Source organism: Pseudomonas sp. KU43P (assembly GCF_033095865.1).
Classification (GTDB): Bacteria; Pseudomonadota; Gammaproteobacteria; order Pseudomonadales; family Pseudomonadaceae; genus Aquipseudomonas.
Map to the genome: position 1 here is coordinate 1,869,262 of NZ_AP019365.1, position 20,034 is coordinate 1,889,295.

Annotated in this window: 8 protein-coding genes and 1 pseudogene; 8 read left to right on the plus strand and 1 reads right to left on the minus strand. The window is 65.6% G+C overall.

Going from position 1 to position 20,034, the window contains the following annotated elements; genetic code table 11:
- Nucleotides 1-171 precede the first annotated feature (171 nt).
- The 8 genes and pseudogenes from KU43P_RS08565 (at nucleotide 172) to KU43P_RS08600 (ending at nucleotide 18,915) form a co-directional block, all read left to right on the plus strand.
- Nucleotides 172-10,365: a non-ribosomal peptide synthetase gene (locus tag KU43P_RS08565; RefSeq protein ID WP_317662288.1), complete on the plus strand. Its 10,194-nt coding sequence runs from the start codon at nucleotides 172-174 to the stop codon at nucleotides 10,363-10,365.
- A complete protein-coding gene (locus KU43P_RS08570; protein WP_317662289.1) occupies nucleotides 10,362-13,424 on the plus strand; it encodes an amino acid adenylation domain-containing protein in 3,063 nt (1,020 codons plus the stop codon). Before KU43P_RS08565 ends, KU43P_RS08570 begins: the two co-directional genes overlap by 4 nt.
- 227 nt (nucleotides 13,425-13,651) lie before the next feature.
- Nucleotides 13,652-16,183 carry a TonB-dependent siderophore receptor gene (locus KU43P_RS08575; RefSeq protein WP_317662291.1) on the plus strand — a complete coding sequence of 844 codons (2,532 nt, stop codon included), beginning with the start codon at nucleotides 13,652-13,654 and terminating at the stop codon, nucleotides 16,181-16,183.
- A gap of 532 nt (nucleotides 16,184-16,715) precedes the next feature.
- Nucleotides 16,716-16,991: a PAAR domain-containing protein gene (locus KU43P_RS08580; RefSeq protein WP_317662292.1), complete on the plus strand. Its 276-nt coding sequence runs from the start codon at nucleotides 16,716-16,718 to the stop codon at nucleotides 16,989-16,991.
- Between the two features lie 17 nt (nucleotides 16,992-17,008).
- The gene (locus KU43P_RS08585) at nucleotides 17,009-17,455 is read left to right on the plus strand and encodes a polymorphic toxin type 44 domain-containing protein (RefSeq protein ID WP_317662293.1); all 447 of its coding nucleotides are present in this window, start codon (nucleotides 17,009-17,011) and stop codon (nucleotides 17,453-17,455) included.
- Entirely contained in the window at nucleotides 17,436-17,828 is a 393-nt protein-coding gene (locus KU43P_RS08590) for a hypothetical protein (RefSeq protein WP_317662294.1), read from the plus strand. The genes KU43P_RS08585 and KU43P_RS08590 overlap by 20 nt, the downstream gene beginning before the upstream one ends.
- 542 nt (nucleotides 17,829-18,370) lie before the next feature.
- Complete coding sequence (locus tag KU43P_RS08595) at nucleotides 18,371-18,646, plus strand: hypothetical protein (RefSeq protein WP_317662295.1); 276 nt, start codon at nucleotides 18,371-18,373, stop codon at nucleotides 18,644-18,646.
- Nucleotides 18,643-18,915 (plus strand): annotated as a pseudogene (locus KU43P_RS08600) (DUF3077 domain-containing protein). Before KU43P_RS08595 ends, KU43P_RS08600 begins: the two are co-directional and overlap by 4 nt.
- A 128-nt stretch (nucleotides 18,916-19,043) precedes the next feature.
- On the opposite strand, the gene KU43P_RS08605 reads toward KU43P_RS08600, so the two are convergent.
- Nucleotides 19,044-19,994: an alpha/beta hydrolase gene (locus KU43P_RS08605; protein ID WP_317662296.1), complete on the minus strand. Its 951-nt coding sequence runs from the start codon at nucleotides 19,992-19,994 to the stop codon at nucleotides 19,044-19,046.
- Nucleotides 19,995-20,034: the final 40 nt, after the last annotated feature.

Below are 20,034 nucleotides of genomic sequence, written 5' to 3' on the forward strand. Positions count from 1 at the left end.
CTGAGCCCCTTTCCTTCAGAGGCGGCGTGCCTGCCGCCTCTCATCCTTGCGTGGGCGGCCGCCCACCTCGCACAGCCCATCCGCCACGGTTAATTTTTTCCAGGCTGCATCCGTTTCGTAGGGATAGCCGGGCACTGCCCGTGGTACCTCACTCGTACGGAAAGCAAGCCGATGAATCCCGAAAAGTCCCTGCAACTGGCCCGCCGTTTCATTGAATTGCCGCTGGACAAGCGCCGCCTGTTCCTTGAGACCCTGGCCAGGGAGGGTATCGACTTTTCCCAGTTCCCGATCCCCGCCGGGGTAGCGGCCGAAGACCGCCTGGCACCGTCCTACGCCCAGCAGCGCATGTGGGTGTTGTGGCAACTGGACCCGCAAGGCGGCGCCTACAACCTGCCGGGCGCGGTGCGCCTCACCGGCGCCCTGGACGAGGCGGCCCTGCAGCAGGCGTTCGTGTGCCTGCTGGAGCGCCACCAGAGCCTGGCCTGCGTGTTCCAGCAACAGGCCGACGAGCGCCTGCACCAGGTGCACCGCCCGGCGGCACCGCAGGTGCAGCGCCTGGACCTGCGCGCACTGGCCCCAGCCGCCCGCGAGGCTCGAGTGCAGGCCGAGGTCGAGGCCGAGTCGCTGCGCCCGTTCGACCTGGCCCAGGGCCCGCTGCTGCGCATTCGCCTGCTGCAACTGGCCGAGCAGGAACACGTGCTGCTGCTCACCCTGCACCACATCGTCTCCGATGGCTGGTCGATGAACGTGCTGATCGACGAATTCAGCCGTTGCTACGACGCCTTCGCCGCGGGCGCACAACCGCAGTTGCCGGCTTTGCCGATCCAGTACGTCGACTACGCCCTGTGGCAGCGTCGCTGGCTCGAAGCCGGCGAGCTGGAGCGCCAGCTGGCCTACTGGCAGGGCAATCTGGGCACGGAGCATCCGGTGCTGGAGTTGCCCCTGGACCACCCACGGCCCGCCAGCCCGAGCTTTAGCGGCGCGCGCTTGGAATTGCCGCTGGACGGCGAACTCGCCCAGCAACTGCGCAGCTTCGCCGCCCGCCACAACCTGACCCTGTTCATGCTGCTGCTCGGCGCTTTCGGGCTGCTGCTGCAGCGCTACACCGGCCAGAGCGACCTGCGCATCGGCAGCCCAGTGGCCAACCGCAACCGCGCTGAGGTCGAAGGGCTGATCGGCCTGTTCGTCAACACCCAGGTGCTGCGCCTGCAGCCCGATGACCAGGGTGATGCACTGCGCTATCTGCAGGCTGTGCGGCAAACCGTGCTGGGCGCCCAGGCCCATCAGGACCTGCCGTTCGAGCGCCTGGTGGATGCCTTGAAGGTCGAGCGCAACCTCAGCCACGCGCCGCTGTTCCAGGTGATGTACAACCACCAGCCACAGGTGGCAGACCTGTCGGCAGTGACCCTGGCCTCGGGCCTGGCGTTGTCGGCGCTGGAGTGGCGTAGCCGCACCACTCAGTTCGACCTGAGCCTGGACACCTACGAGCGCGGCGGCGTACTGCACGCCGCCTTCACCTACGCGGTCGACCTGTTCGACGCGGCCACCGTCGAACGCATGGCCGAGCACTGGGTCACCTTGCTCCGCGAGCTGGTGGCCGATGCGACGCGGCCGATCTGGCAACTGCCCATGCTCGCGCCGGCAAGCCTTCACACCCAGCTTCACGAGTGGAATGCTACGGCCGCCCGCTACCCGCTGCACCAAGGTGTGCACCAGTTGTTCGAGGCCCAGGCACAACGCACCCCCCAGGCCCGCGCGCTGCGCTTTGGCGACAGCACCTTGAATTACGAAGAGCTGGACGCCCGAGCCAATCGCCTGGCCCATTACCTGCGAGGGCAGGGCGTGACCACCGACACCCTGGTGGGCGTGTCGGCCCAGCGCAGTGTTGAAATGGTCGTGGCCCTGCTGGCGATTCTCAAGGCCGGTGGCGCCTATGTGCCGCTCGACCCGGAATACCCCGAAGATCGCCTGGCTTACATGATCGAGGACAGCGGCATCCGCCTGCTGTTGACCCAGCAAGCGTTACTCGCCAGCTTGCCGCTGCCGGCGGGCGTGCAATGCGTGGCCCTGGACACCCTGGAACTGGGCGGCTTGCCCAGCCGCTCACCGGCGCTGGCGCTCGAACCGGCCCAGCTGGCCTATGTGATCTACACCTCCGGCTCCACCGGCCGCCCCAAGGGCGCCGGCAACAGCCACCAGGCACTGACCAACCGGCTGTGCTGGATGCAGCAAGCCTACGGCCTGGGTGCCAGCGACACGGTGCTGCAGAAGACCCCCTTCAGCTTCGACGTGTCGGTATGGGAATTCTTCTGGCCGCTGATGACCGGCGCCTGCCTGGCCGTGGCAGCCCCCGGCGAACACCGCGACCCGCAGCGCCTGATCGCCAGCATCCAGCGCCATGGCGTCACTACCTTGCACTTCGTGCCGTCGATGTTGCAGGCCTTCATCCATGAACCCGGTGTCGAAGCCTGCCGCACCCTGACGCGCATCGTCTGCAGCGGCGAGGCGCTGCCGGTGGATGCCCAGCGCCAGGTGTTCACGCGCTTGCCGGGCGCCGGCCTGTACAACCTCTATGGCCCCACCGAAGCCGCCATCGACGTGACCCACTGGACCTGCGTCGAAGAGGGCAAGGACAGCGTGCCGATCGGCCAGCCGATCGCCAATATCCGCACCTACGTGCTCGACGCTGGGCTGCAGCCCGTTGCCCCGGGCGTGTCCGGCGAGCTGTACCTGGGCGGCATCGGCCTGGCCCGTGGCTACCACCGCCGGCCTGGGCTGACAGCCGAGCGCTTCGTCGCCGACCCGTTCGCCGACGGCAGCCGCCTGTACCGCACCGGCGACCGCGTGCGCCAGCGCGCCAATGGCGTCATCGAATACCTCGGGCGCTTCGATCACCAGGTGAAGATCCGTGGCCTGCGGATTGAACTAGGCGAGATCGAGGCGCGCCTTGCCGAGCATGAATACGTGCGCGAGTGCGTGGTGCTGGCCCTCGATGGCCGCCAGCTGGTGGCCTACCTGGTGCTCAACGCCCAGCCCGAGGGCTGGCAGGGCACGCTCAAGGACTGGCTGCTGCAGACCCTGCCCGAGTTCATGGTGCCCAGCTACCTCATGGCCCTCGACAACTTGCCGCTGACCCCCAACGGCAAGCTCGACCGCAAAGCCTTGCCGCAACCCGAGGCCACGGCGCAAGGCGCCTACGTGGCCCCTGAAAGCGATGCCGAACGCCAGCTTGCGCAGGTGTGGAGCGAGGTGTTGGGCGTGGCCCAGGTAGGCCTGGACGACAACTTCTTCGAACTGGGTGGCGACTCGATCATCGCCATTCAGGTGGTCAGCCGTGCCCGCCAGGCCGGGCTGGCACTCAACCCACGCGACCTGTTCCAACACCAAACCCTGCGCACCCTGGCCCAGGCCGCAGGCGAGGTGAAGTGCGTGCAGATCGACCAGCGCCCGGCCGAAGGGCCGGCGCTGCTCACCCCCGTGCAACGGCAGTTCTTCGACACACCGATACCGCAGCGCCAGCACTGGAACCAGGCCTTGCTGCTGGTGCCGCGCCAGCCGCTGCAGCCGGAGCAACTGCAGCAGGCCTTGGCCCAGGTGGTGGCGCAGCACGATGCCCTGCGCCTGCGCTTTACCCAGGGCGATGGCCACTGGCAGCAGGCCTATGCAGCACAGGCTGTGCCACGGCTGTGGCAGCGCGAGGCGGCCAGCGAAGCAGCCCTGGCCGCCGTGTGCGATGAGGCCCAACGCAGCTTGCGCCTCGACCAGGGCCCGTTGCTGGCGGCGGTGCTGGTGGCCATGGCCGACGGCAGCCAGCGCCTGTTGCTGGTGATCCATCACCTGGTGGTCGATGGCGTGTCCTGGCGCATTCTCCTCGAAGACCTGCAACGGGCCTGCCTGGGCCAGCCGCTGCCGGCCAGAACCAGCAGCTATCAGGCCTGGGCCGAGCGCCTGGCCGGGCATGCCGAGGCGTGCATGGCGCAGCTCGAACACTGGCAGGCGATGGGCGAGGGCGAAGAGCTGCCGCGCGACCGCGCCGTGGCCCACACCCGCGTGGCCGATGAGCGCAAGGTCAGCATCAGCTTCCCGCCGGCCCTGACCCAGGCCCTGTTGCAACAGGCGCCCAGCGCCTACCGCACCCAGGTCAACGACCTGCTGCTGGCGGCGCTGGCCCGCGCCGTGTGCCAGTGGAGCGGGCAGCGTCAGGTGCTGGTGCAGCTCGAAGGCCATGGCCGCGAGGCGCTGTTCGAAGACATCGACCTGACCCGCACCGTGGGCTGGTTCACCAGCATGTACCCAGTCGCCCTGCGCCCTGAAGCTGAGCCCGGCGCCTGCATCGCGGCGGTCAAGGAGCAACTGCGCGCCGTGCCGGCCCGTGGCTTGGGCTACGGCGTGCTGCGCTACCTGGGCCCTGACGCGGTGCGCGAGCAACTGGCGCGCCTGCCGCAACCTCGGGTCACCTTCAACTACCTAGGCCAGTTCGACAGCCAGTTCGAGGCGGGTGCGTTGTGGCAGCCCGATCCGCAGGGCGCCGGCCAGGGCCAGGACGAGGAGGCGCCGCTGGCCAACTGGCTGAGCGTGGAAGGGCAGGTTTATCAAGGCGAACTGGGCATCAGTTTCGGCTTCAGTCAGGCCATGTACGACACCGCTACCATCGAAGCCCTGGCCGCAGGTTTCGAGCATCAGTTGCGCGCGTTGGTCGAGCATTGCCTGCAACCGGGCGTGGCCAGCGCCACGTCGTCGGACTTCCCCTTGAGCGGCCTGGACAGCGCCGGGCTGGCCGCGCTGGAGCAGAATCTTGGCGAGGTCGAGGACATCCTGCCGCTGTCGCCGCTGCAACAGGGGCTGCTGTTCCACTGCCTGCACGTGGCCGAGGCCGGCGACTACATCAACCAGTTGCGGATGGACATCGACGGGCTGGAGCCACAGCGGTTCGTGGCCGCCTGGCAGGCCGCACTGGATGCCCACCCCAGCCTACGTGCCAGCTTCCATTGGCCCGATGGCGCGCCGCAGCCGCTGCAAGTGATTCACCGCCAGCGGCAACTGCCGTTGAGCGAGCACGACTGGCGCAACGAGCCGGCACAGCAGGTGCACCTGCAGGCGCTGGCCGAGCAGCAACGCCTGGCGCTGAGCGCCACCGATCAGGCGCCCTTGCTCGGCATTGCCCTGGTGCGCCTGGGCGAGCAGCGCTGGCACCTGATCTACACCCATCATCACTTGCTGCTCGACGGTTGGAGCCATGCGCAACTGCTCGGCGAAGTGATGCAGCGTTACCGCGGTGAGCGGCCGCGCCAGGGCGGGGCCAATCCACGGGCGTACCTGGCCTGGCTGCAGGCCCGTGACCTGCAGCGGGATCAGCAGTTCTGGCAGGCCCAGCTGCAAGGCCTGCAGGCGCCATCGTTGCTCGCCAACCAGCGCCGCGGCATAGAAGCAACCGGCCAGGGGCTTTGGCAGCAACGCCTGGACGCTGAAACCTCGGCGCAGATCAAGGCTTCGGCACGGGCACGCAAGGTCACGGTCAATACCCTGGTTCAAGCCGCGTGGCTGTTGCTGCTGCAACGTCACTGCCGCCAGGACGTGGTGTGCATGGGCGCCTCGGTCGCCGGGCGGCCTGCGCAGCTGCCGGGTATCGAAGCGCAGCTGGGGCTGTTCATCAACACCGTGCCGGTCGTGGCCGCGCCTCGCTTGGAGCAACGCCTGGACGACTGGCTGGAGCAACTGCAGGCCGGCAACCTGGCGATCCGCGAGCACGAGTACACCCCGCTGGCCGATATCCAGCGCTGGGCGGGCAGGGCCGGCGAGGCGCTGTTCGATACCCTGCTGGCGTTCGAGAACTACCCGGTGGCCGAGGTGCTGCAGGCTACCGGCGACGGCCCGCGTTTCGGCGTGCCGCAGAGCCATGAGCAACCCCACTACGCGCTGACCTTGTCGGTGGGCATGGGCGACGCCTTGCAGGTGGACTATCGCTTCCGCCATGACGCCTTCGCCCTCGCCGACGTGCAGCGCCTGGCCGTGCAGTTCGGCCACCTGCTGCAGGCCATCGCCGCGCCGGGCAACCCGTGTCTCGGTGAGCTGGGGTTGCTCGAAGGGGCTGCACGGCAACGCTGCGCACTGCAGTGGCAGGCCGCGCAGGCCCCCGTTGCAAGGCTGGCCGTGCACCAGCAGATCGAGGCCCAGGCTGCGCGCAACCCACGGGCCACGGCGCTGATCGCCGAGGACGGCAGCCTGGATTACGGCCAACTCAATGGCCTGGCCAACGCCTGGGCACAGCTGCTGATCGACCGCGGTGTCGGCCCCGAAGACCTGGTGGGGCTGTGCAGCGAGCGCGGCCTGGCCATGGTCGTCGGCCTGCTGGCGATCCTCAAGGCCGGTGCAGGCTATGTACCGTTGGACCCGCACTACCCACGCCAACGGCTGCAGGACATCCTCGACGACAGCGCAGTGAAACTGGTGCTGGCCACCCACGAGGCCGCCCAGCCGCTGCAACTGGCCGCCGCCGACTGGCTGTGGCTGGACCAGCCGCAAGCGCCGCTGGCGGCCAACCCCGCACCGCGTGCGGCTGCCGACAACCTGCTGGCGCTGATCTACACCTCCGGCTCCACCGGCCGGCCGAAAGGCGTGGCGCTGACCCACGGCGTCATCGCCGCGCACCTGCAGACCATGGCCGAGCAGTACCAGGTCACGGCGCAGGACCGTTTCGTGCACTTCGCTTCGATCAACTTCGACTGGGGCACCGAGCAGTGGCTGTTGCCCCTGAGCCAGGGTGCCTGCTGCATCCTGCGGGGCGACCAGATCTGGACGGCGGCCCAAGCGTTCGAGGTGATCGAGCGCGAACGCGCCAGCGTGGTGTATTTCCCCACCCAATACGCCTGCCAGCTGGCCGAATGGGCCCGCCAGGAAGGCCGGGAACTGCCGGTCCGTTGCCTGAACGTGGCCGGTGAGGCACTGCCACGCGAAGGCTTCGAGCGGCTCCAGGCGCATGTGCGGCCGCAGCGTATCGTCAATGGTTACGGCCCCACCGAAACCGTGATCACCCCGCTGCTGTGGCAGGCAGATGGCACCACCCGAATCGACACCGGCTACGCGCCGATCGGCACACCGGTGCCGGGGCGCAGTGCCTACCTGCTCGACCCGGCCATGCAACTGCTCGATGCCGGCAACGTCGGCGAGCTGTACATCGGCGGCCCATGCCTGGCCCGTGGCTACTTCGGCCAGGCGGCGCTGACCGCCGAGCGCTTCGTGCCCGATCCGTTCGACCCGGTGGGTGGTGGGCGCCTGTACCGCAGCGGCGACCTGGTGCGCCAGCAGGCCAATGGCGAGCTGGAGTTCCTCGGTCGCCTCGACCACCAGGTGAAGATTCGCGGCTTCCGCGTCGAACCCGGTGAGGTCGAGGCTTGCCTGCTGGCCCGCGCCGATGTGCGCGAGGCGGTGGTGATGCCACGCGGGCAGGGCGCCGACCTGCACCTGGCGGCCTGGCTGGTGCCGGCCGAGGCGCCGCTCGACGGCAGTGGCCTGCGCCAGCGCATCCTTGACGACCTGCGTGCGAGCCTGCCGGCGTACATGGTGCCGGCGCGCCTGCAACTGCTCGATCGAATGCCGCTGAACCCCAATGGCAAGGTCGATCGCAAGGCGCTGCCAGAGATCGCGGACGACAGCGCCGTGGCCTTCAGTGCGCCGCTGGACGCTCTCGAACGTGAAGTCGCCCAGGCCTGGGCAGACGTGCTGGGCATGGCCGAGGTCGGGCGCTTCGAGCATTTCTTCGAGGCCGGCGGCCATTCCTTGCTGGCCACCCAGGTCGTCGCCCGCTTGCACCGTACGGGCCACACCGGCATCGGCGTGCGCGAGCTATTCAGCCACCCGCGCCTGTGCGATTTCGCCGACTGCCTGCGTCAGGCGCAGCCGGCCGCCGTCACCGGGCCGCAGTTGCGGGCCCTGGGCGACAAGGCCAGCGCGCCGTTGTCCCTGGCCCAGCGCCGGCTGTGGATCGCCGAGCAGTTCAGCCAGGGCAACGGCGCCTACGGTATGCCGCTGGCGCTGCGCCTGGCCGGCCCGCTGCAGGTCGAGTGCCTGCACCAGGCCTTGCAGGCGTTGGTGCAGCGTCACGAGGTGCTGCGCAGTGCGGTGGGCTGCGACGACGAAGGCGAGCCGCTGCTGCTGATCCAGGCGGCGCTGAACATCGAGCTGCCGCACGAAGACCTCACCGCGCTCGGCGCTGGCGAACAGCATCTGCATGTGCTCGAAGCGCAACTGGCCAATGTGCGCCAGCCGATCCCGCTGGACCAGGCGCCGATGCTGCGGGCGCGCCTGCTGCGGCTGTCGGGCGAGGCCCATGTACTGCTGCTGAACATGCACCACATCATCTCCGACGGCTGGTCGATGGCGCTGATGGTCAACGAGCTGATCGCCAGATACAGCGCCTTCGCCCAGGGCCAGGCGCCCGCGCTGCCTCCCTTGGCCTTGCAATACTCCGACTACGCCTTGTGGCAGGCCGAATGCGAGCGCGCCGGGCTGCTGCAGGCGCCGGCCCAGTGGTGGCGCGACGCACTGCATGGCAGCAGTGGGCGGCTTGGCCTGCCCACCGACCTGCCGCGCCCGGCCCAGGCGTCGCAGGCCGGCGAGAACCACACCTTCGACCTGCCGCAGGCCACCGTCGAGGCGGTGCGCGCGCGCGCGGCGCAACTGGGCGTGACGCCCTACATGCTGCTGCTGGCGGCGTTCCAGTTGCTGATGCACCGCGCCAGCGGCCAGCACGACCTGCTGCTGGGCGCCGACGTTGCCGGCCGCGAGCACTCCGACCTGGAGGCGCTGATCGGCTTCTTCGTCAACGTGCTGCCGCTGCGCTCGCAACTGGATGAGCAACTGGACTTCGCCGCCTGGCTGGCCCGTACCCGCAGCACTTTGCTCGACGCCAGCGCCCAGCAGGCGCTGCCGTTCGACCTGATCGTCGAAGCCGCCGGCGCCCCGCGCCACCCGGGCATGAATCCGCTGGTGCAAGTGCTGTTCGTGATGAACGACATGCCTGTGGCACACAGCGGCCTGGCCGACCTGCAGGTGCAGGTGCTGCCGCAGGCGGGCGGTTACTCGAAATTCGACATGGCGCTGTTCATCGACCCGGTCGAGGCCGGCTGGCGCGTCACCTGGCAGTACGCCACCGATCTGTTCAAGGCAGAACGGATCCAGGCCCTGCAGTGTGGCTGGCTGGACATCCTCGGCCAGGTGCTGGGCAACCCACATATCCAACTGAGAGAGATCACTATGTCGGTTCACAGTGAAATCGTCGCGGCGCCCGCTGCAGGCAGCGCGCAACCGCGCAAGGACAAGCTCGGCAGTTTCCTCAAGCGTGGCGCGGCGGCGGCCAAGCCGGCCAGCGTGGTGCGCGAGCAGACGATGGTGCCGGGCCAGGCCTTCCCGTTGCTGGTCGAGCCCATCGACCCCGGCGTGAGCCTGACCGATTGGGTGGTGGCCAACCGCGCCGAGGTCGAGCGCAAGCTGGTCAGCCATGGCGGCATTCTGTTCCGCGGCTTTGGCCTGCAGACCCCGCAGGATTTCGAAGCCTTCGCCGAAGCGGTGCAGCCAGGGTTGTACGGCCAGTACGGTGACCTGCCGAAGAAGGAGGGCGGCAAGAACACCTACCGTTCCACGCCGTATCCAGAGCAGAAGATGATCCTGTTCCATAACGAGAGTGCCCACCAGGACCGCTGGCCGCGCAAGCAGCTGTTCTTCTGCGAGCTGCCGTCGCCGGTTGGGGGCGCCACCCCGGTCGTGGACTGCCGGCTGATGTACCAGCGCCTGCCTGATGGCTTGCGCCAGCGATTCGAAGAGAAAGGCCTGCTTTACGTGCGCACGTTCACCCACAAGCTGGACGTGTCCTGGCAGCACTTCTTCAAGACCGAGTCGCGCGCCGAGGTCGAGCGCCGTTGCCAGGCCGCAGGCATCCAATGGCGCTGGCTGGACAACGACGAGCTGCAGATCCGCACACCGTGCCCGGCCGTCATCGAGCACCCGGTCAGCGGCCAGAAGAGCTTCTTCAACCAGGTGCAGCTGCATCACGTGTTCTGCCTGGATGAAGATGTGCGTGAAGACCTGCTGGCCCTCTATGGCCTGGAACGCATGCCGCGCCATGTGTACTTCGGCGATGGCAGCCCGATCGAGGACGCCGACATGGCGCTGATCGGTGAGCTGTACGAAGCCTGCGCCGTGCGCTTCGACTGGCAGGCGGGTGACGTGATCCTGCTCGACAACATGCTCGCTGCCCACGCCCGCGATCCGTTCCAGGGGCCGCGCAAGATTGTCGTCGCCATGGGCGACATGATGACCCGCGCCGACCTCGAAACCCACACGCTGAACCGTACCGGAGAGCAAGCATGAACATGACCGTCGAAGCGAGCGGCTTGCCGCTGTTGCCCGCGCAAGCGCTTGGCGTGCCAGTGCAGCCGATGCCCCGTCAGGAGGTGGCGAGGTTCATCACCTTGCAACTGGCCGCGCTGCCGGCCCCAGGCCTGCTGCAGGCCGCCTTGCAGCAGTGGCAGGGGCAACACGACGCCTTGCGCCTGCGTATCGGCCAGGCGACCGGCTATCGTGGCCTGCGCCAGTTCTTCGAGGCCCAGGGGCGGGCCCCGGTGGTCACGCGTGTGGCGGCGGATGACGCCGCCGGCCGCCAGGCCTGGTTCGAGCAGACGGTGGATGTGCAGGCCGATGCGCCTGTCGCGCTGCTGCTGTGCGAGCGGGCTGATGGCGGTGGCGAGCTGGTGCTCGGCGTGCTGGCCGCGGTGGCCGATGAGGCCAGCCTGCCGTTGCTGGCGCAGCGCCTTGCGGCTGCCTGCCAGGGCGAGTGGGCCGCGGCTGAAGAGGGGGATTTCGAACAGTACGTGCAGTGGCGCAGCGAAGTTATGGTCGATGAAGACGCCGCCACAGCACGGGCCTACTGGGCCGCGCTCGACGCGACGGCTGCCGGTGCCCAGCAGTTGCCCTGGCGACAGGCCCAGGGCAGCCCGCGCTGTGCCCATGCCGCACTCGACGCGGTGGTGCTGCAGAGCTTGAGCGGCTTGGGCGTGCCACTGGAGACGGTACTGCAGGGCGCCTGGTGGTTGCTGCTGGCACGCCTGGATGGCCAGCCAAGCCAGGTGGTCAACTGGAGGTACGACAGCCGCCGTGACTATGACTACTTCGCCAGCAGCGTGGGCGTGTACCACAAGCAACTGCCGCTGCTCATCGACTATCAGGCCGACCAGCCCGTGCAAGCCTGGTTGCAAAACCTGGCCGCGCAGCTGGAGCAGCACGGTACCTGGCAGGAGTACTACGCCCCCGAACTGCCCCCAGGGTTGTCGCCTGCGGCCATCGGCTTCGCTTTGCTGCCTGTTCACCCAGCCTTGCCGGGCGGTTGGAAGGTGCTGGGGCTGAAATCTCCGGCACTTGGCCAAGAGGTGCTGCTGCACGTGGACCTGGACCCGGCACAGCCCCAGGTAGTGCTGCAGCATTGGGCTTCGCTGCAGTGCCCTACCTTGCTGCTGGAGCAGTACGTGACGTTGCTGGCGAGTATCGCCCAGGCCCCAGGCACGGCGTTGGCCAGCCTGGCCCTGGTCGGTGAGCAGCAGCGCGGCCTGGTGCTGGAGCGCAACATCGACGTCGCAGCGGTCACGGCGGGCGAGCTGTTGCCGGTACGTGTTGCACGCTGGTTGCAGGAGCAGCCACAGGCACTGGCAGTGGTCGAGCCCGGCGCGTCCTGGAGCTGGCAGCAATTGGACCAGTTGGCGAACACCCTGGCCGCGCGTCTGCAAGCCGAAGGGGTTGGCGAAAACAGCGTGGTGGGCCTGCTGCTGCCGCGCTCGGCTCAGTGGCTGGCGGCGGTGCTCGCATGCTGGAAATGCGCGGCTGCCTATGTGCCGCTGGACCCGGCCTGGCCTGGCGCGCGACGCGAGCAGGTGTGCCGCCTGGCCGGGGTACAGGTGCAGGTCGATGCTTCGCTGTTCGAACAGCTCGGCAACACGGTCCAGGCGTTCGCAGCGCGTCCGCTGCACACCCACAGCGCCGCCTATGTGCTGTTCACCTCCGGCTCCACCGGTGAACCCAAAGGCGTGGTCATCGAACATGGCCAACTGGCCGGTTATCTGCAGGCGGCCGAACAGGCCTTGGGGCTCGCCACCTGCAAGCACTTCGCCTTCAGCGCCACGGTAGCGGCCGACCTGGGCCTTACCAGCCTGTTCGGTGCTTTGCAGGTAGGCGCCACCTTGCATGTGGCCGACGAAGCGGTGATGCAGGACCCCGCAGCCTTCGCCGTCTTCGTGCGCGAGCAGGGCATCGACTGCCTGAAGATCGTGCCGTCGCACCTCGCTGCGCTGCTGGACAACGCCCAGGCCTGCCTGCCTTCCACGGTGGTGCTGGGCGGCGAGGCGCCGGGTGCGCAACTGCTGGAGCGCATTCACCGGCTGGCACCGCAGGCCCGCGTGTTCAACCACTACGGCCCGACCGAGGCCACGGTCGGGGTGCTGGTGCAGCGGCTGCAGGCCGGCGCACCGGCGCCGGGTTTCGCCGAGGTGCTGGCAGGCAACCGGGTGTACGTGCTGACGGCCGATGGGCAGTTGGCAGCTGTAGGCGAGTTGGGTGAGCTGCACCTGGCCGGGCGCCAGCTGTGCCGTGGCTACCTGGGGAGTGACAGCGGCGAGCCGCGTTTCATCGACAACCCCCTGCGCCCCGGCGAACGCCTGTATCGCACAGGTGACCTGGCGCGCTACCAGCCTGACGGCAGCATTCTGCTGCAAGGCCGCCAGGATCATCAGGTGAAGATTCGTGGCTTCCGAATCGAGCTGGCCGAGGTGGAAGCGCGCCTGCTTGAGATCGAGGGTATCGCCCAGGGCGCAGTGGTCACGCTCGAGCCGCAACCAGGGCAGCAAGAATTGCTGGCCTGCTACGTCGCCCCGGCGCTGGATGAGGCGACCCTGCGCGCACGCTTGGCCGCGAGCTTGCCGGCAGCCATGGTCCCGGCCCACTTGCGCCGCCTGCAAAGCCTGCCTCGCTTGGCCAATGGCAAGGTCGACCGGCGTGCCTTGGCGCAATTGCCAGCCCAGGCGGAGCAGCGCGAGCCGCACGACGAACCGCAGGACGCGCTGCAGCGCCTGCTGGCCCAGCGCATGGCCCAGTTGCTCGGGCGCGACAAGGTCGGCATCCACACCGACTTCTTCGCTGCCGGTGGTCATTCGCTGCTGATCATCAAGTTGGTGGCGGGTATTCGCAAGTTGCTCAACTGCGAGATTGCCCCGGCACTGGTGTTCGAGCATCCCACGGTGGCGGGGCTGGCCGAGGCGCTGCAGGCAGGCGAGGCGAACAGGGGGCAGTTACAGAGGATCGCCCAGGCTCGCCTGCAACTGGAAAGCATGAGCCCGGAAGAAAAGGCCCGATTGCTGGCCAAGGCGAACAACGCCACGGCCTAGCTTGGCGACATGGCACGTGATGAAGGCAGCCCTCGGGCTGCCTTTTTCATGGCCGTGAAAACCGCCCGCAAACGTAAATGAAAAAAGTTATCAGTTTTTTTAACGTTCGTGCGTCTTACTAGTGAGCCGCACTAAACGCGTTGTTCCATCCGCGTGGTCCTCACCCCAAACGGTTCATAGAGACCGTCAACCAAACACTCATAGAACAGTCGGAGTCAGTTGCGCACATGAAGTCCAAACGTACGCGAAACAAGGGGGGCGCCGTTGCTGGCAAGCCAGGTAAGTGGAGCCTGCAGGCTTCGGCACTGGTACTGAGCCTGGCGATGGCGCACGCGCATGCCAAACCGGTGGCGGTGGACATTCCAGCCCAGCCGCTGGACCAGGCCTTGGTTAGCCTCGGTCAGCAGACCGGGCTGCAGATGGTTTACTCGCCCGACCTGGTCAGCGGCAAGCGTGCACCCAAGGTCAGCGGCACCATGGAGCCTGACCAAGCGCTCGCGCAACTGCTGGCCGGCGCTGGCCTCACCTACCGTATCGAGAACAATTCGGTGCTGCTGATCAGCACCGACAGCAGCGACATCGGCGCAGGCGCCATGGTCATCGGTGAAACCACCATCATGGGCCAGGGGATGGGCCAGGCCACCGAGAACACCGGTTCCTACACGCCGGGCCTGACCAGCGTCGGCTCCAAGAGCCCGACTTCGCTGAAGGAAACCCCGCAATCGGTGTCGGTGGTTACCCGCCAGTTGATCGAGGATCGCCAGATCACCGACATCAACGATGCGATGAAGACCGTGCCCGGCGTGACCGTGCAGAGCAACACCTTCCGTATCCAGGACTTCTATTCGCGCGGCTTCCCGATCCAGAACATCCAGCTCGACGGCGCCGCGCCCATGGCCCTGGGCACCACGGCCGGCAGTTTCTATTCGTCGAACGTCTACGACCTCGCCGAATTCGACCACGTCGAAGTGCTGCGCGGTGCCAGCGCGCTGTTCGGCGGCACCGGCGACCCGGGCGGCATCATCAACCTGGTGCGCAAGCGCCCACTGGACTTCTACCAGCTCAAGTTCACCGCCTCGGCGGGTAGCTGGGACAACTACCGCAGCGAGCTGGACGTGACCGGCCCGCTGGGCTTTGATGGCAAGCTGCGTGGCCGCATGGTGGTGGCCTATCAGGACCGCCAGTACTTCGTCGACAACCGCGCCACCGACAAGCCGCTCATCTACGGCGTGCTCGAGGCTGATGTCACCGACGACACCATGCTCACCGCTGGCGTGCGCTACAACAAAGTGCATGAAACCGGTACTGCCTCGGCCGTGCCGCGCTACAGCAACGGTGCCGACCTGGGCCTGCCGCGCCACACCGGCCTGTCCACCACCTGGGCCTATGCCGATGGCTATTCCCGCGAATACTTCGCCAAGGTCGACCATCGCCTGAACGACGACTGGAAGCTCAACCTGAGCTACACCAACATCTACGACACCATCGACACCAACAACGCCACCACCCTGGGTTCGGTCAACCCGGTCACCGGCAGCGGCGTGACCCGCTACGGCACCTGGGTCACCCAATGGAGCGAACAGCACCTCTGGGATGCCAACGTCTCGGGTGACTTCAGCATGTTCGGCCTCGACCACCGCCTGGTGGTCGGCGGTGACTATCAGGAGATCGACAGCCGCTGGCAAGGTACCGGCCGCTTCACCACCGCCGGTGGCCCGGTCAATGTCTTCGACCCAGACTCCACGCCGTGGGACGATCCGGGGGCGCGGCCGAACATCAGCCGCGACTACAAGCCCAACAGCCAGACCCAGTACGGCCTGTATTCGAGCCTGCGGCTGCAGCTGGCCGAGCCGCTGCACGTGATCCTTGGCGCACGGGTACAGCGTTACAAGTTCGACCAGACCTACCAGTCTGCCAACGCTGCTGGCGTGTGGACCCAGCAGTCGCGTGTCGACATGCGTGAGCCGACCAAGGTCACGCCGTTCGGCGGCATCGTCTACGACCTGAACGACGAGTGGGCGGCTTACGCCAGCTACGCGGAAATCTACAAGCCGCAGCAGAACCTGCTGGCTGGCCCGGCGAGCTCGGGCTCGACGCTCGACCCGATGAAAGGCAAGACCTACGAAACCGGGATCAAGGGCGAGCTGTTCGGTGGTGCGGTCAACACCAGCATCGCGCTGTACTACACCAAGCGTGAAGACCAGGCCGTGTTGGACCCGAACTACCCGTCCAGTGCGGTGCTGTTCGGTGGCAACTGCTGCTACCTCAATGGCGGCGAGACCATCAGCAAGGGTGTCGACATGGAAATTTCCGGCGAGATCCTGCCGGACTGGATGATGATGGCCAGCTACACCCTCAACCTGAACAAGAACCGCGACACCGGGAGGGCGCTGAGCACTGTCACGCCCAAGCACTTGGCCAAGCTGTTCACCACCTATCGCCTGCCGGGCGTGCTGAACGACTTCCGCGTCGGTGGTGGCGTGGACATCCAGAGCGCCACCAAGGTCAGCGGCACTGCCGCGACCTATGACAGCCTGGGTAATGTGGTGCAGGCGGATGTGCCGTTCGAGTACCAGCAAGGGGGCTATGCGATCTGGAACGCGATGGTCGACTACCGCATCGACGAGCACTGGAACGTGGCGCTCAATGGCAACAACCTGTTCGACAAGAAGTACTACCAGACGGTGGGGACGTCGACCTATGGCAACTACTATGGCGATCCGCGCAACTTCATGCTGACGGTGCGGGCTACGTACTGAGTGTTGAGGGTGTGAGAAAAACCGGGGCTTGCTCCGGTTTTTTTGTGCTTGTCGTGGGTTTTCTGGCGCCCTTGAGATCGAGCGCCGCCCGCGCGGCGCATCGCGGATGAATCCGCTCCTACATTTGTTGCAACGTGCCTATGCCTGATAGGCCATGGTTGCCTGCCTTGTTAGTACGACGTGATTAGTGGGTTGGTGCTGATGCCCACCCTATTGTTCGCCGGGCGCCAAAGGCGGACAACCATGGCCTGACAGACTGCGGCACGTTGCAACAAATGTAGGAGCGGATTCATCCGCGATGCGCCGCGCGGGCGGCGCTCGATCTCAAGGACGCCAGCGATGGGGCCTTTACATCCACAGTGTGGAAAATCTTTGGTTTGGTGAGCGATTGTCTCTTTAAAAGTGACTATTTGAGAACGAGCGTGTAGGACATTTCAGCGTGCTTTGTAGGATCACTCTTGCTGTGTTTCGGGGTGATTTTCTTGCTCTTGGTGGGTGCTAGCTTCCCGGCTTTCACTCGAGGAGATAGCGCATGGCACGTTTCAGGATCCAAGGCAGGAACCAGGCCTTGAACGGGGATCGCACCACCACAGGGGCCGTATGCCTGGCTAGCGGCACCGGATTCAAAGGGCGTGGGCGTGAAGCATTGCGGGTGCAGGACAAGACCACCCCATGTCCTGTCTGTGGTGAAGTCGGAACGCTCGTCGAGGGCGTACAAAACTTCGTGATCCAAGGCCGCCCGGCGGTGATTGATGGGGCGTTGGTGGCGTGCAAATGCCCCTTGGTATGCACGCCTTTTACCTCCTAAGTTCCAAGCAATGGAGCTTGGCAATATTGCTGCTGCAATGGCCCTTTGGGCCATGGGACCATAAGATGACGATTGGACAAAGGTTCGGTGGGCCTTGGCAAAAGCAAGGCCACGTCGACGACTTCTACGATATCTGGTCGAACATCCACTATGGCTACGTAGGGCGCGCTGGCGGCCTATCTGAAAGCGCTCTTCTGGACGGCGCGGGGCTTGAACAGATTGCATCAGACTCGATTCGGAAAGTTCAAAAGTGGGACGAGCGAAAAGGGCCACAGCGCTCCGCAGACATCGAAGCATTGAGGGCTTGGGATGATATAGGTGACCGAATCGCTATCAGCATTGGCGTCAACCTGTACAAAAAGCACCCAAACGGCGGGATTACGGCAAAGATACTCATGGACGAAGTTTTAGTATTGCCTCGTTCAAGCTGGGGAGATGGCATACGTGACCACGTCTGCAAATAAGCCGAAACGGCATTTCTGGCGTTGGATGACGGCGCTATTACTCGCGCCCATCATCTTTTGGTATGTCGCCACGCCTCAAGTGAGTTTCCATTTCTCTGACAAAGGACAAGGGCGCCTCGGGTACATTTTGAATATTCAGCACGCTATCTCAAAAGGTGAGATCTACCCAGGTGGAGCCACGGGTGGTGCAGGGCACATTTTCCCGAACGATCAGTTCTTCATGGAGTTCGATTGGAACAACAGGGGAGAATCGCACTGCATTCGGGTTAAGCCGAAGTGGCCGAACACCGATGTTTACATCGGGGCAGATGGTGCTGTCGATAGCCGCACTGACGGTAAACTTATCGAAGCATGTGGGCCACTACCCAAATAGGAAACCCGCCTAGGCGGGTTTTCTCATGACGACTCACTGCAAATGCACTTTGAATTCTGTGACTGCCTGTCGCATCGCCGCCTAACCGCTGACACTTGACTCGCAATCGGTTAGCCGGCGCCTGATGCAATTGGAGGAGGGGCGGCATGTGACGAGGGCCGTGTAAGGCTTTGTCGGTTTTTTGAGAAAACGGTTGGCTCAGCTCTAGTGCTCCGCAGGTCAGGTGTAAGACATTTCTGAATCTGAAACCAAATGCTTCAGGATTCGCATATTTGGGAATTATCCTACGAGCGCTGCTGAAGTTTCGCTGTTGTCGGGGAAATGCCTCACGGATAACGTTCTCGGGTCGTTCCGGCGACCGGGTGTGAAAACCCGACGATAAGCAATCTCGGCCAGCTGTCATGGCGGCCGTGCGCGGGCAGACTTCGGTCTGGCCGAGTTTTCCTTTGCTTCCTCGGTTTCTCACCCCGCGTACGGCTGCCACCTAAACCCGTGAGAAGGTTCAGGTGGTGGTTCCTTTAAGTAAGCGAAGGGAAATCACCATGAATAAGATCGTCCCCGATCCTCCCCGCCGTAAACCTGTCACTACCCCTTTCTTCACCGTCCAATCCGACATGTACCCGCCCGACGCCCTGGCTCACGTCAGCGAGCTGCTACGTGGCGTCATCGAAACCCTCGACGAACACTGCCGCGCCCGCGCTGGCGAATATGGCCTGAGCATGCTGGGCAATGCCATGCATGCCAGCGAGATTGCCTACACGCTCGTGGAGCATGTGCACACTCGGCTGTATGGCCAACAAGTGTGGGGTGAGATATGACGGATAAACCCAGGATCATTACCACCGTCGGCGTGGAGACTTTCCTTGATGTGGGGTTCCCGCCAGCAGGCCTGCTGCGTGTGTAGCCTGGTATTCCGATCGATGATGCCTATGAGCAAGTTTCGGTGCTGCTGGGCTACATCAAGCACCTAGTGCGTGAGGGCGACCTGGAGGATGACCATAAGTTGCTTGGTGCAGCGGATTACCTGAGCGCCATGGCCAAGGCGTTGATGAACGATATCGAGATGGCCAAGAACCGCCTGCATTGAGCTCGAGGGCCCTATCGCCGGCAAGCCGGCTCCCACAGGTACACCACCGCTCTTGAGGCTGGTGATGTACCTGTGGGAGCTGGCTTGCCAGCGATAGGGCCGGTTCAGGATATCAAGCAGGCACCTGCCTATCCCAAAACCCCCTCCAACCACTGCCCAGCTGCCGCATAAACCTCGGCGCTAGCCCCGGTAATCCCCGACATCCGCAAAAAGTCATGGGTCAATCCCGCCTCGATGCGCAGGCTGGTCGGCGTGCCGCTGGCTTCCAGCTTGCCGGCATACTCCAGCCCTTCATCGAACAGCGGATCGTACTGAGCCAGGTTCACGTAAGCCGGCGCCATGGCCGGCAGCGCCGGATGCAGCAGCGGTGAGGCGCGCCAGTCGCCGTGCGCCTGGGTGCTGCCCAGGTAGTGTGCGTAGAACCAGTCCAACGTCGCACTTTCCAGCAGGTAACCTTCGGCATACCGTTGATGCGAGTTGCGTCGGGTACTACTTTCCGCCACCGGATAGAACAGCAACTGCGCCTTCACCGCCTTGGCCTGCGGTCGTTCGGCCGCCGCGATCGCCATCACCGTGGCCAGCGTCGCCCCGGCGCTATCGCCGGCCAGCACCAGGTCCGTCGCCTGCAGTTCGAGCATGCCGGCGTTGCGCTGCAGCCATTGGACAGCATCCTCGCAGTCGTGCAGGGCGGTCGGGAACGGTCGCTCCGGCGCCAGTCGGTACTCAGGTGCGAACACTGCGTAGTCACCCAGGCAGGCCAGCCGACGACAGACGCAATCGTGCGAATCGAGGCTGCCGACCACATAGCCACCGCCATGCAAATACACCAGCGTGGACTTGGGCGTGATACCCGGGCGACGGTACAGGCGGGCGGGCAATTGCACGCCATCGCGGGTGTCGAACTGCAGCGCGCTCACCTCGACCTGCGCGGGTGGGTCGGGGTCGAGCAGGCGTGAAGCATTTTCGAACTCCGCACGTGCCTGGGCGACGCCCAGCGCATGCATCGGCTGGCTCTTACCGGTCAGGCGGCCGAGTTCGGCCAATTCCAGGAACGCTTCCAGATCGCAGTCCAGGGACATTCAGGTATTCCTTGCAAATCGATGAAAAAGGCCCGGCCGC

What these genes read in the sequence shown, in the direction of transcription:
- KU43P_RS08565 (WP_317662288.1), top strand. Translation starts at nt 172, where the DNA reads ATGAATCCCGAAAAGTCCCTGCAACTGGCCCGCCGTTTCATTGAATTG.
- KU43P_RS08570 (WP_317662289.1), top strand. Translation starts at nt 10,362, where the DNA reads ATGAACATGACCGTCGAAGCGAGCGGCTTGCCGCTGTTGCCCGCGCAA.
- KU43P_RS08575 (WP_317662291.1), top strand. Translation starts at nt 13,652, where the DNA reads ATGAAGTCCAAACGTACGCGAAACAAGGGGGGCGCCGTTGCTGGCAAG.
- KU43P_RS08580 (WP_317662292.1), top strand. Translation starts at nt 16,716, where the DNA reads ATGGCACGTTTCAGGATCCAAGGCAGGAACCAGGCCTTGAACGGGGAT.
- KU43P_RS08595 (WP_317662295.1), top strand. Translation starts at nt 18,371, where the DNA reads ATGAATAAGATCGTCCCCGATCCTCCCCGCCGTAAACCTGTCACTACC.
- KU43P_RS08605 (WP_317662296.1), bottom strand. Translation starts at nt 19,994, where the DNA reads ATGTCCCTGGACTGCGATCTGGAAGCGTTCCTGGAATTGGCCGAACTC.